The sequence below is a fragment of the Streptomyces sp. NBC_00090 genome, from assembly GCF_045160815.1.
In the GTDB taxonomy this organism is placed as follows: domain Bacteria; phylum Actinomycetota; class Actinomycetes; order Streptomycetales; family Streptomycetaceae; genus Streptomyces.
Genome location: NZ_CP108224.1, coordinates 8,127,588 through 8,140,130, shown reverse-complemented (window position 1 = coordinate 8,140,130; position 12,543 = coordinate 8,127,588). Strand labels below are relative to the sequence as shown.

Below are 12,543 nucleotides of genomic sequence, written 5' to 3'. Positions count from 1 at the left end.
AGCACGACGGGCGGAACCCCTCATCCAGCACAGCTCAGGAGCACCCCCATGGCCACCACACCGGACGCGCGCACCGGACGACTGCGCGCGTGGATGCTGGAGGGCCTCTCCGACATGGGGAAGGGCAAACCCTCCCGGCCAAGGGAGGCGGCGCCGGACGCCGGACACAAGGGCCAGCGCTGGTGGCGGGTCATGTGCCTGACGGGCGTCGACTACTTCTCGACCCTCGGCTACCAGCCCGGCATCGCCGCCCTGGCCGCCGGTCTCCTCTCGCCCATCGCGACAATCGTGCTCGTGATCGTCACCCTGGCCGGCGCCCTGCCCGTGTACCGGCGGGTGGCAGAGGAGAGCCCGCGCGGCGAGGGCTCGATCGCGATGCTGTCGCGGCTGCTCTCCTTCTGGAAGGGCAAGCTGTTCGTCCTCACCCTCCTCGGCTTCGCCGCGACCGACTTCCTCATCACCATCACCCTGTCCGCGGCCGACGCCTCCACCCACTTGGTGGAGAACCCCCACCTGGCCGAAGCCCTGCACGACAAGCAGGTCGTGATCACCATGGTGCTCATCGCACTGCTCGGCGCGGTGTTCCTCAAGGGCTTCCTCGAAGCCATCGGCGTCGCCGTCGTCCTCGTCGGGATCTACCTCGCGCTCAACGCGGTCGTCGTGGTCAACGGCCTCTGGCACGTCCTCACCGAGGGCCACGTCGTCACCGACTGGACCGCCGCCCTGACAGCGGAACACGGCAACGTCTTCGCCATGATCGGCGTCGCCCTGCTCGTCTTCCCCAAGCTCGCGCTCGGTCTGTCCGGCTTCGAGACCGGCGTCGCCGTCATGCCGCACGTCCAGGGCGACCCCGGGGACACGGAGGAGAAGCCCACCGGCCGCATCCGGGACACGAAGAAGCTTCTGACGACGGCCGCGCTGATCATGAGCGTCTTCCTGATCACCACGAGCTTCATCACGACCGTCCTCATCCCCCACGAGGAGTTCGAGTCCGGCGGCGACGCCAACGGCCGCGCCCTCGCCTACCTCGCCCACGCGTACCTCGGCAACACCTTCGGCACGGTCTACGACGTCTCGACCATCGCCATCCTCTGGTTCGCCGGCGCCTCCGCCATGGCCGGCCTGCTCAACCTCATGCCCCGCTACCTGCCCAAGTACGGCATGGCCCCGCACTGGGCCCGTGCGGTACGCCCCATGGTCATCGTCTTCACCCTCGTGGCGTTCCTGGTCACCTGGATCTTCGACGCCGACGTCGACGCCCAGGGCGGCGCGTACGCCACCGGTGTCCTCGTCCTGATCTGCTCGGCCGCCATCGCCGTGACCATCGCGGCCCGCAAGGCCGGCCAGCGCGGCTGGACCATCGGCTTCGGCGTCATCTCCGCCGTCTTCCTCTACACCACCGTCGTCAACGTCATCGAGCGCCCGGACGGCGTGAAGATCGGAGCCTGCTTCATCGCCGGCATCATCCTCATCTCCCTCCTCTCGCGCCTCGGCCGCGCCTTCGAACTGCGCGTCACCCACGTCGACCTCGACGAGATGGCCGAGCGCTTCATCCAGGACATCTCCCGCCGCACGCCGCGCTTCATCGCCAACGAACCCGACAACCGGGACGTGGCCGAGTACCGCGACAAGATCGAGCAGATCCGCGCCGACAACGATCTGCCGACCACCGAGGACTTCGTCTTCGTCGAGGTCACCGTCACCGACCCCTCCGAGTTCGAAGCCGGCCTGACCGTCCGCGGTGAAGTGCTCCACGACCGCTACCGCGTCCTGACGGTCGAGTCCTCCTCGGTCCCCAACGCCCTCGCGGCCCTCCTCCTCCACGCTCGCGACACCACCGGCACGCGCCCCCACGTCTACTTCGAGTGGACCGAGGGCAATCCCTTCGCGAACTTCCTCCGCTTCTTCCTGCTCGGCCAGGGCGAGGTCGCCCCCGTCACCCGCGAGGTTCTGCGCGAGGCGGAGCCGGACCGCGACCGCCGCCCCCGCGTCCACGTCGGCTGACACCGGAACCAGCCCCAGAGCCAGATCCGGCAGAACGCCAGGTCCAGTGCAGCTGCACCCGCGATCCGCGACCGCGCCCCGCCGATTCCGGTGGGGCGTACCGCGGAACGAGAAACGGGAACGGTGCATTTGACCGCGCACGACGTGCAGCACACGCTGACCGACCCACTCCTCTCACCGACAGCAGGCCGCGGCCGGGACCGCTGACCGGACGGCGCCGGTCCACCCTGCGCCGAACAACCGCTTGTTCGCTGAGCTGGCCCAGCCTGCCCCCTCGCTCCCATCCACGTCACTCGCCTCCTTGGGAGCCTTCTTGGCCGTTGCTGGTAGTTCTGGCTAGCAGGAGTTGTGCAATGGGGTCCCGCAGGGCGATCGAGCGATGTCAGTTGTGGCGGGCGAGCTTGACCGCGGAAACGAGAAGGATCACGGCCAGCGCGGGGATGAGGGCCAGGTCCGGGAACACGCCGATGAGCAGTCCGCCCAGCACCGCGCCGACGATCGAGCCTGCCGCCATGATCGTGGTGAATCGAATGTTGGTGCCGAGGACAGCGAAGCTGCCGTCGCGGCTGTAGCGGGCGAAGGCCACGAGCATGGTCGGTAGGGAGACCAACAGGGAGAGGCTTCCTGCGGTCTTGATGTCTTCCCCGAAGAGCAGCACGATCGTCGGGATCAGCAGCTCCCCTCCGGCCACGCCCATGACGGCCGCAACGACTCCGATGCCGAACCCGGCTGCGACTCCGCAGGGCACCTGAGCCCACAACGGCAGCGCGAGCGAGTCGAGGGTGGTGGTGTGGGTGACGACCAGGGCGGCTGTCATGAGCACCATCAGGGCGGCCAGCACCTTGTAGAGGGTGGCGGCGCGCATGCGTACCGCCCAGGCCGCCCCGGCCCAGGCTCCGAGCAGGTTGCCGGCGAGCAAGTTGACCGCTACCGGCCAGCGAGCGGCCACTTCGGCGGCCGGAACGGCTGCCAGACGGGCGGGCAAGGCGACCAGGACCACGACCAGGCTCATTGCCTTGTTCAGGATGACGGGGGAGAGCGCGGCGAATCCGAAGAGGCTGATCAACAGTGGCAGCCGGAACTCCGCGCCGCCCAGTCCGATCATTCCCCCCAGAACGCCGATGGACGCTCCCGCACCGAACACCACGGGTGCGGAGTGTGTCGAGCGCAAGAGGGCGAGGTTCTGGTCAGTAGCCATGACGGGCATCCTCGCTGGTGGCCGTCCCTGCCAACCGCAGCGCGCCCCCACCTTCAGGCAAAGGCACCGGCCGTCCGCTCGGGGCTTGTTCAGACCTCCGAGCACTGGATTCGACGCCCGGGCATTCTCCGCGACGGCACAGGCACGCCCGGTGCTGTCGAAGCTTGTGAACGTTTCACGAGGACCGGAGTCGACGAACACTTTCCGAACCTCGACCGAAGTGGCGCTCGTTCTCGTGGAAACAGTGATCTGAGCCGCCGTGGGCGGCGCCAGTCAGCAGCAGCTGCAGCCCTTGGCACAGCCACAGGATTCCGTGGTGCTCACGGTGAGAGTGGGGATGGGTGCGCAGCAGCCCTTGCCCTGCCAGGCGTCGCGGCCTTCCTTGACGGCGATGACGGCGATGACGAGGGCGGCGATCGGGTCTGCCCAGGACCAACCGAGCAGCAGGTTGGCCAGCAGGCCGACCAGGAGTACGGCGGAGAGGTAGGTACACAACAGGGTCTGCTTGGAGTCGGCGACGGCCGAAGCGGAGCCGAGTTCGCGGCCGGCCTTGCGCTGGGCTGCGGAGAGGAACGGCATGATCGCCAGGGAGAGGGTGGCGAGGACGATGCCGGGGATCGAGTGCTCGGCTTCGCCCGCGCCGGTCAGCGCCCGGACGGAGTCGACTGTCACGTAGGCCGCGAGCGCGAAGAACGAGACGGCGATGATCCGCAGGGTGCGCTGTTCGCGGGCTTCGCGGACGGCGTGGTCTCTGGCGGAGAACTGCCAGGCGACGGCTGCGGCGGAGGAGACCTCGGTGATCGAGTCGAGGCCGAAGCCGATGAGGGCGGTGGAAGAGGCCAGGGTGCCGGCGGTGATCGCGACGACGGCTTCGATGACGTTGTATGTGATGGTCGCGGCGACGAGCAGGCGTATGCGCCGGGTGAGGGTGTCGCGGCGGGCTGGGCTGAGGCCGAGGGATATCGCGGTCATTCAGCAGCAGCCCTTCTCCGCGGTGTCCGGGCAGGTCTTGTCGGCCTCGACGGCGACCACGGCTGCCCGCAGGTCGTCGAGCGCGTGGCCGAGGCGTTCGTCGGCGAGTTCGTAGCGGGTGCGCCGACCGTCGGGCACGGTGACGACCAGGCCGCAGTCGCGCAGGCAGGCCAGGTGGTTCGACAGCCGGGTCCGGGAGATCTCCAGGGCGTCGGCGAGGTCGGCCGGATAGGCCGGGGCCTCGCGCAGGGTAAGCAGGATGCGGCAGCGGATGGGGTCGGCGAGGGCACGGCCGAACCGCGCCAGCACCTCGATGTCAGCGGCAAGAGTGAGCACGCCACGACAGTACATCGAATCCTGAATTCAGATAACCGTGGATGGTCGATGGGCGATCTCTGCGGCGTAGGTATGGCCATGACCGACGAGGCGCCGCCAGGCGTCGGCGTTGGTCTGATGAATGCCGCACGGCGGCTGACGACGACCGCGGACAGCTCGGAGGCCAGTTCGACCAGGGCGACATGCGGGCCATTAGCGGCCGGACGCCGAGCAGCCGGAGGCGGCTGACCAACCACCCACCACCGAGATGCCGACCCAGAAAGCGGCCAGGGAACAACCAGCACTCTGCGGCGGCGCCCCGGACCCTCGCTGACATCGCTCGTCACCGAGGGCTTCTCTGTCAAGTTCAGCGTGTTGCGGTAGAGGAAGCCCCAAGCCCGCAGGAGGCAAGACTGTCGCGCTGCCCCCCTCTACTACTCGGTGATACCGCATAGCGGTACTCAGTGCTACCGTGCAGTGGTACTCGGTACTACGGAGTACCACTAGGGCCGAGGAGGACTCGCGATGGACGACCTGACGGAGATGCTGAAGGGCACGCTCGAAGGGTGCGTGCTCGAAATCATCGGCGGCGAGGAAACCTACGGGTACGCCATCACTCGTCAGTTGAACGAGCTCGGCTTCACCGACGTCGTCGAGGGGACGGTGTACACCATCCTGCTGCGACTGGAGAGGAACAAACTCGTCCAGGTGACGAAACGACCGTCCGGGGTCGGTCCGCCGCGCAAGTTCTACGCGCTCAACGACGCCGGACGCGAGGAACTCGCGAAGTTCTGGGCGAGGTGGCAGTACGTCTCATCACGCATCGACAGGCTCAAGGAGGGCGGGAGATGAACTTCTGGGAGACCATCACAGGCAGCGATCTCACCAGGGATTGGAAGGCGTTCGAAGCCCGGGCCCAGGCCCTGCCGGACGACTACCGGGCGGCGTGGGAACAGATCAAGGGTCACCTCTTTCCCCATGGTGACTTCACCGGCCGCAACCTGATGCCGATTCTCGACTCCGCCCTGGGGCTGCTCGAGGAGACGGCGGCGGACGGGCAGAGCGTCCACGAGGTCCTCGGCGACGACGTCCGGGGCTTCTGCGCGGCGCTGGCCGGTGGAGAAGGGGCTCGGACCTATCGCGACCGGTGGCGCGAGCAGTTGAACAGGAACGTCGCAAGGAAATTGAGCCGGCTGGGAGGCTGACGTGGGCATCCAGGACATCATCGAGGGCAAGAAGCAGTGGCGGGCGCACAAGGCGCGGGTCAAGGCGCTCCCGCCGGACTACCAGATCGTCTACAAGGAGATGCAGAAGTACTTCTTCAAGGTCGGACCGGTCGACCTGCCTGACGGGCCCCTGCTCCCCGGGATCGTCGACTTCTTCGAGGAGGGCGTCGCCGCGGGCAACGGGGTCCTGGAGCTCATCGGCAACGACGTCGCCGCGTTCTGCGACGAGCTGGTCAAGGACTCGCCCACCTACGCGGACGTCTACCAGGAGTCCATCAGCGGGGAACACGGAACCGCGGAGAAGTAACACTCGTCACCTCATGCCAGCGGGCGTAGCGGCCCGCACGCGCGGTTCGTTCGCCTCGGCGCAGCGCGTACAGGCGCGAGCCGAACTGCTACCGGAAGCCGCCGCAGATCCTGTCCACCGAGGTGGTCGAGCAGGCTGGCGATACCTGGCTCAGCCCTGCCCATGCACCCGGCGGGCAGGTCTCCGGGGCGGACCGGTCGACACCAATCCCCAGGACGACACGACTGACGTGCAGTACGGACAGTCACTCGATCCGGGTTCCGAAACAGCTACCACTCCCCCTGCGTCTTCAGCCTCCGAAAGGAAGCCGCCATGCCTTCATCTGTCATGCCCACATCCAGGCGAGGTGACGGTCATCCGTCGCCGACCGCCGTCTCCGCCGTCGGGCTCCGCAAGTCATACGGCGAAAAGACTGTGCTCGACGGCATCGATCTGCACATCCCGGCCGGGTCCGTCTTCGCGCTGCTCGGCCCGAACGGCGCCGGCAAGACCACCGCCGTGAAGATCCTCTCCACCCTGATCACCGCCGACGCCGGCGATCTGCGCGTCGGAGGCCACGACCTGGCGGCCGACCCGCAGGCGGTCCGCGCCGCGATCGGTGTCACCGGCCAGTTCTCCGCCGTCGACGGTCTGATCACCGGTGAGGAGAACATGCTCCTCATGGCGGATCTGCACCACCTCTCCAAGAGCGAGGGGCGGCGGGTCGCCGCCGAACTCCTGGAGCGTTTCGACCTGGTAGAGGCCGCGAAGAAGCCCGCCTCCACCTACTCCGGGGGCATGAAGCGCCGCCTCGACCTCGCCATGACGCTGGTCGGCAGCCCGCGGATCATCTTCCTAGACGAGCCGACGACAGGGCTCGACCCACGCTCCCGCCACAACATGTGGGGCATCATCCGCGGCCTCGTCTCCGACGGCGTCACCGTCTTCCTCACCACCCAGTACCTGGATGAGGCCGACGAACTCGCCGACCGCATCGCTGTGTTGAACGACGGAAAGATCGCCGCCGAGGGCACCGCCGAGGAGCTCAAGCGGCTCATCCCAGGCGGACACGTCCGGCTCCGCTTCACCGACCCGGTCGCGTACCAGTCCGCCGCTGACGCCCTGCGCGAGGTCACGCGGGACGACGAAGCACTGTCGCTGCAGATCCCCAGCGACGGCAGCCAGCGCGAACTCCGCTCCATCCTCGACTGGCTGGACTCGGTCGGCGTTGAGGCGGACGAACTGACCGTGCACACCCCCGACCTCGACGACGTCTTCTTCGCCCTCACCAGCGGAACCAACGTCCCCAGCCAGCCCAGGAAGGACGCCCGATGAGCATGAACTCCCTCTCCCTCGCCGTCCGCGACTCGAACACGATGCTGCGCCGCAATCTGCTGCACGCGTGGCGCTACCCGTCGGGGACCCTGAACCTGCTGCTCACGCCGATCATGATGCTGCTGCTCTTCGTCTACATCTTCGGCGACGTGATGAGCGCCGGCATCGCCGGCGGCGCCGACCGCTCCGACTACATCGCCTACATCGTCCCGGGCATCCTGCTGATGACCGTCGGCAGCACCGTGATCGGGGCCGCGGTGTACGTCTCCATGGACATGACCGAGGGCCTCATCGCCCGCTTCCGCACGATGGCGGTCTACCGCGGCTCCGTGATCGTCGGACACGTCGTCGGCAGCGTGCTGCAGTCGATCGCCAGCGTGGTCCTCGTCGGCGCCGTCGGCGTGGCCATCGGCTTCCGGTCCACGGACGCCACGGCCCTGGAATGGCTGGCGGCGTTCGGTCTGATCGCGCTGTTCGCCCTGGCCCTCACCTGGATCGCGGTCGGCATGGGCATGGCCAGCCCGAACCCGGAGGCGGCCAGCAACATGGCCATGCCGCTGATCCTCCTCCCGCTCATCTCCAGCGCCTTCATCCCGGCCGACACGATGCCGGGCTGGTTCCAGCCGATCGCCGAGTACCAGCCCTTCACCCCCGCCATCGAGACGCTCCGCGGCCTGCTGCTCGGCACCGAGATCGGCCACAACGGCTGGCTCGCCCTCGCCTGGTGCGTCGGCCTGATCGCCCTCGGCTACCGCTGGTCGACGGCACAGTTCAACCGCGACCCGGAATGAGTGCGCGGGCTGCCTCCCGCAGCCCGTCCCGCCCGAGGGCGGCGGACTCAGATCCCTCGTCGGGTACGCCGCCCCGTTCGCGTGCAGATCGGGTCCCCTACGCGCAGCCGATCGCGGGCCTGATCGGCATGGACCTTGGAGGGGCGGCTCGGGCCCGATCCCGCGACAACGCGCTGAGGCGAGCACGGCTCCGGCGAGGACATGGCAGGGACTTGCCCGGGCGCCCCATGCCTCAGGGCCTCGCCGGTGGGACGCCCGTGAAGAGCCTGCTCTGAGACGCACTGCGGGAAGCATGCTTTCCAGACTGGTACGGGCCTACCAGCTGGACCGGATCGCCCTGGTGAGCGGTGTCGTCCTCGTCGCCGACTGCGGACGGCGGGACGCGGGCGGGGGCCCGGACACCTCCTGAACCACGGTACTCAGCTGGGGATTCGCACTCATCGGGTGGCTGGTCCCCGGCTTCCGCTACCACTACCCGATCACGGTCGGCGGGGTCTCCCTCGGCGCGGCCACCGGGTACTACTGGTCGTCGGCTATGGCGAGTTCATGTCGCCGGACAGTGTGCGGCGGCGGTGCCACGTCGGCCCGTGACGACGACGCGTACAGTCGCCGCGGCAGTGAGCAGGAGGACAGCCGCGAGAGCGGCGAGGGTCGCGCCGTCCGGGTGGATCAGCGACTGGCCACGTCCAGCCTGCCAGGTCACGACCGCGACCAGGCCGCTGTAGCCCAGTGCCGCGCTGCCCACCAGGCGGGCGCGGACCCGCTCGTCGCGCAGCCAGGCGTGCCGGGCCGAGAGGGCGATCAGGGCGACGGTCAGCACGAGGAGGACCTGGATGCCGTGCAGGGCGAAGAAGTGCGGGACCCGGAAGTCGCCCCCGGTCGTGCTCCAGTTGGTCAGGGGCATGCCGTGGCCGTCGGGGTCGCCGATGCCGTGGCCCTGGTACATCGGGATCTCGGCGCCGTTGGCATCGGTAACGGTACGCGGGTGGATCTCGGTGGCCATCCAGAAGACCGGGATGAGCATGCCGGCGGTCGCGAGGCCGAGCCCGGCGCGGATCGCCCGGTTCAGGTCCCGCCCGCCCGTCCGCTGGATCAACACGACCACAGCGACAACCAGTTGCGCAATGACGATGATCATCACACCAAGGGTGAGGATCGGCACCAGGGCCAGGGTGACCGGGTCACTCTGGCCGGCATTGAAGTGGCTGAACGTGCCACGCGCCGCCTGAAGGGTGATGGCCCCGACCTCCGCCGCCACGGCGACAGCGAAGACCGTACCGACCCACCAGGCCAGACGTCTGCCCTTGTCCAGCTTGGTCAGCAGCCAGGCCAGCGTGCCGGCGTAGAGGGCGAAGGCGAAGGCGAACTTCAACGGCTTGACCCATACCGACTCACCCAGCAGGGTCCGGCCGTCCACGGCCGTGCCGGCACCGCAGACGACCACGAGGGCCGCCAGCAGGGCCGCGCAGATCACCAGCGGGCGGTGCCAGGTGCGCCAGGCGCCGAGCCGGGCGGAGTGTGCGGAATCGAGCAACGACATCACGGGGTCCCCCTGCGGCGGTAAGCGTTCACGTCTCCACGAAAGCTAACTTGCATTCACAAAATCGTCAACAATAAATGAGAGCCGGAGAAGCTTATTTGCAGGCAGATTTCGCGCGCACTTGCAATGAGAGTGGCACTGAATGCAAGGTTCGCCCCTCCGAGACTTGCAATGAGATGAAGTTGAACGTCAGACTGGCTCCCTCGATGACAGGAGGTCCCACCCATGCCCGGAGGCAGGCTGACCCACCAGGACCGTCGGCACATCGCCGAGGGACTGGCCGCGGGGCTCACCCCTACCGAGATCGCGGTCCGGCTGGAACGACCGCTGTCCACCATCACCCGGGAGGTCACGCGCAACGGTGGCCCCGACGACTACCGGGCCGACCAAGCGCAACGCGCCACTGAGGAGCGCGCCCGCCGGCGCAGGCCCACGTCCGACCCCACCCCCAAGGACCTGACACCGGAGACACCCGGCGGTGAAGCAGTCCACGCGCTCGAGGAGCAGTTCACCGCGATCATGATCGGTACGGGGCTGCCGCGCATGACCGCCCGCGTACTCACCTGTCTCTACCTCACCGACAGCGGAAGCCTGTCCGCCGCCGAGCTCGTCCAACGGCTGCGTGTCAGCCCCGCGTCCGTCTCCAAGGCCATCGGCGAGCTCGAACAACACGAGCTGATCCGCCGTGATCGCGACCCGCGGCAGCGGCGCGACCACTACGTCATCGACGCGGAAGCCTGGTTCCGCGGCTGGATGGCCAGCGCCCGCCAGAACACCGCCCTGGCCGACTTCGCCCGTACGGGAGCCGAAACCCTCGGCGCCACCACCCCCGCGGGCGCCCGGCTGCGGGACATCGGCGACTTCTTCGAGCACGTCGGGCACGCCATGCTCCAAGCCGCCGAGCAGTGGCGGCAGAACTACACCGCCAGGCGGTCCCACACGGCTCCGGAAACATAGGGGCGGTCAGCGGTGGCCCAGGTGGACACGGCCCCCGCGCCGCCCGGGAAATGGCCGGTCGTCAGCGGTTCCGTGGGAACCGCCCTCGGGCGTGGAGCCTCGTTCGAGGACAGCTGGCTCTCCTCCTGCGCGTCATCGGCGACCTAAACAAGGTCCGAGTCCGAGCCGGTGAACTGGCGAAGTCGGCGGAAGAGTCCTTCTTACCGTGCCGCCTGGGCAAGTCCGAGCCCTCACGCGGATCGCTGCGGAGGTGCGACACCTGTCCCGGTGGCCCGATTCCGGTGACAACTGCCGGATCACGGTTCCGTGATGCCGCAAACACCCCTGCGGAGGCTGATGCCCGCCGTGCCGGTCGACTGTGTCACCAGCGCCAGGCCTGAGCGCTCCAGGGCCCTGACGACGATCGCGCTCGATTCCAATGCCGACCATGCGACAGCGCTGGTGGCGCAGGCCCTCTGCGCCGGTCACTGGAGCATCTGCCTGCCGGCACTGGTCCGTCTCGCCCCCGAGGTCGTCACCGCGATTGGTGCGGAATCCCTTCGCGTGCACGATCAGGAGGACGCGGCCGCTGCGGCCAACGGTTTGAGCAGAGGAGACCGCAGCGATCGCTGAGACAGTGGATCCTGATGATCGTAGAGGGACCGTCCGTGACGCGTTGATTCTGGCGTGAGCGGCTCGGATGGAACAGAGCGTGCGGTGGGATTCCACGAAGCTCCGTCCGCCCCTTGAATCCCCCAGGTCTCGGTGGTCTGTTCCTCTCCTGGACCCGGCCACCTTCCGCCAACACCAGCCCCAGGGTGGCCACATTACGTAGTCGGCTTCGCAGGGCAGAACGGCCCTACTGTCAGCGGCTCGGCCCTCATAATGCGGCACTCCTTGGGGAGAACCCGGGGAGAATCAACGTCGCTGGGGAGCGGCTGGGGAGAATCGACCGCGCAAAATGACGTCACAGTGAAAGCTCCGGGAATGAGTAAACTCGCAGGTCAGCAAGCCTCACACGGCCATCTGTGCAGGTCAGCGGGTTGAGGGCGAGGACTTCTTGAAGATCTTCTCGAAGTCGAGGCGGGTGATGGCCTCGACGGTGGAGGAGCGCTGCGGCAGCTTGTACTCGGCGAGGGTGTCCAGGCCGCGCGGGTCGAGCAGCTTGAGCAGGAAGCCGTTGAAGGTCCCGCAGACGGTGACGAGGCGGCCGCCGGTGTCGAAGGTGACGGTGGCGCACTCGCCGCCGACGGGGGCGATCTGCTCGCTGTCGACCTCGGGCACGCGGCCGAGGGGCCCGGAGTAGGGGTGGGTGCCGCTGCCCGACCCGTCGGCGTGCATACCGCTGCGCCCGTTGGGAGCGAGGTACGGGTGCTGGGCGGGGGCCTTGCCGGGTACAGGCCGGGCGGTGGCGGGGGCTCCGTCGTAGTGGTCGACGAGTCGGTGGCCGATGGCGAGGGGTATCTCCTCGGCCTGTGCGACGGGGGCGGCGCCCGCGAGGAGGGTCGCGCTCAGCGCGGCGATCAGCGCGAGCGCGCGTGCTCGTCTTCGGGGCGGGTGCGTGGTCACTGCGGCTCCTCGGGTTGCTGACAATCTGTCGCGCAGCCGCCGACGCTAGGCCCGAGTCTGTGAGATGTACATGCAACTGCCCTGTGTTTCACAGGCAGTTCACGATCGCGCAATGATCACGGCCTGAGGCTGGAGACCACGTTGGCGGTGGCGGCGACCCCGTTGTGGATCGTGGGCGCCATGCTGGTGCCGGCGAGGAAGAAGCCGAGCAGGGCGCAGACGAGCGCGTGGGTGAGTTTGAGTCCGCCGCTGCGCAGGAAGATCACGGCCAGCACCAGCAGCAGCACCACGACAGAAATGGAAACGGCCATCGCCTTCACGTCCCTCCGTCGCCGCACCGGAATTGCGGCGTTCGGCGGACAGTGTGGCGG

Annotated in this window: 13 protein-coding genes and 1 pseudogene; 8 read left to right on the top strand and 6 right to left on the bottom strand. The window is 68.2% G+C overall.

Annotation, left to right across the window (positions count from 1 at the left end):
• Positions 1 to 48 precede the first annotated feature (48 nt).
• Complete coding sequence (locus tag OG361_RS36205; RefSeq protein WP_405860439.1) at positions 49 to 2,004, top strand: APC family permease; 1,956 nt, start codon at positions 49 to 51, stop codon at positions 2,002 to 2,004.
• 382 nt (positions 2,005 to 2,386) lie between these two features.
• Here OG361_RS36205 and OG361_RS36200 read toward each other — a convergent pair whose 3' ends face one another.
• The 3 genes from OG361_RS36200 to OG361_RS36190 all read right to left on the bottom strand — a co-directional run bounded on the left by OG361_RS36200 (position 2,387) and on the right by OG361_RS36190 (position 4,510).
• Positions 2,387 to 3,202, bottom strand: a complete 816-nt coding sequence (locus OG361_RS36200; protein ID WP_405860437.1) for a sulfite exporter TauE/SafE family protein — start codon at positions 3,200 to 3,202, stop codon at positions 2,387 to 2,389.
• Between the two features lie 273 nt (positions 3,203 to 3,475).
• Positions 3,476 to 4,174, bottom strand: a complete 699-nt coding sequence (locus OG361_RS36195) for a cation transporter (RefSeq protein WP_405860435.1) — start codon at positions 4,172 to 4,174, stop codon at positions 3,476 to 3,478.
• Entirely contained in the window at positions 4,175 to 4,510 is a 336-nt protein-coding gene (locus OG361_RS36190) for an ArsR/SmtB family transcription factor (protein WP_405860433.1), read from the bottom strand.
• A 504-nt stretch (positions 4,511 to 5,014) separates the two neighbouring features.
• Between OG361_RS36190 and OG361_RS36185 the strand changes: the two genes are divergently transcribed.
• The 5 genes from OG361_RS36185 to OG361_RS36165 all read left to right on the top strand — a co-directional run bounded on the left by OG361_RS36185 (position 5,015) and on the right by OG361_RS36165 (position 8,127).
• Positions 5,015 to 5,341 carry a PadR family transcriptional regulator gene (locus OG361_RS36185; protein WP_405860432.1) on the top strand — a complete coding sequence of 109 codons (327 nt, stop codon included), beginning with the start codon at positions 5,015 to 5,017 and terminating at the stop codon, positions 5,339 to 5,341.
• Positions 5,338 to 5,694 carry a DUF1048 domain-containing protein gene (locus tag OG361_RS36180; RefSeq protein WP_405860430.1) on the top strand — a complete coding sequence of 119 codons (357 nt, stop codon included), beginning with the start codon at positions 5,338 to 5,340 and terminating at the stop codon, positions 5,692 to 5,694. Before OG361_RS36185 ends, OG361_RS36180 begins: the two co-directional genes overlap by 4 nt.
• A 1-nt stretch (position 5,695) precedes the next feature.
• Entirely contained in the window at positions 5,696 to 6,022 is a 327-nt protein-coding gene (locus tag OG361_RS36175; protein ID WP_405860428.1) for a DUF1048 domain-containing protein, read from the top strand.
• Positions 6,023 to 6,334: 312 nt separating this feature from the next.
• Complete coding sequence (locus OG361_RS36170; RefSeq protein WP_405860426.1) at positions 6,335 to 7,336, top strand: ATP-binding cassette domain-containing protein; 1,002 nt, start codon at positions 6,335 to 6,337, stop codon at positions 7,334 to 7,336.
• Positions 7,337 to 7,338: 2 nt separating this feature from the next.
• Positions 7,339 to 8,127 (top strand): ABC transporter permease, encoded by a 789-nt coding sequence (locus OG361_RS36165; protein WP_405862630.1) that lies wholly within the window; start codon positions 7,339 to 7,341, stop codon positions 8,125 to 8,127.
• A gap of 544 nt (positions 8,128 to 8,671) precedes the next feature.
• On the opposite strand, the gene OG361_RS36160 is transcribed toward OG361_RS36165, so the two are convergent.
• Positions 8,672 to 9,667: a hypothetical protein gene (locus OG361_RS36160; RefSeq protein WP_405860425.1), complete on the bottom strand. Its 996-nt coding sequence runs from the start codon at positions 9,665 to 9,667 to the stop codon at positions 8,672 to 8,674.
• Between the two features lie 225 nt (positions 9,668 to 9,892).
• On the opposite strand from OG361_RS36160, the gene OG361_RS36155 reads away from it, so the two are divergent.
• Positions 9,893 to 10,624 carry a MarR family transcriptional regulator gene (locus OG361_RS36155; RefSeq protein WP_405860423.1) on the top strand — a complete coding sequence of 244 codons (732 nt, stop codon included), beginning with the start codon at positions 9,893 to 9,895 and terminating at the stop codon, positions 10,622 to 10,624.
• A 309-nt stretch (positions 10,625 to 10,933) separates the two neighbouring features.
• A complete protein-coding gene (locus OG361_RS36150) occupies positions 10,934 to 11,236 on the top strand; it encodes a hypothetical protein (RefSeq protein ID WP_405860421.1) in 303 nt (100 codons plus the stop codon).
• 417 nt (positions 11,237 to 11,653) lie between these two features.
• On the opposite strand, the pseudogene OG361_RS36145 reads toward OG361_RS36150, so the two are convergent.
• A pseudogene (locus tag OG361_RS36145) lies at positions 11,654 to 12,172 on the bottom strand (hypothetical protein); the annotation flags it as partial.
• 116 nt (positions 12,173 to 12,288) lie between these two features.
• Entirely contained in the window at positions 12,289 to 12,483 is a 195-nt protein-coding gene (locus tag OG361_RS36140) for a hypothetical protein (RefSeq protein ID WP_384562485.1), read from the bottom strand.
• Between the last annotated feature and the right edge of the window lie 60 nt (positions 12,484 to 12,543).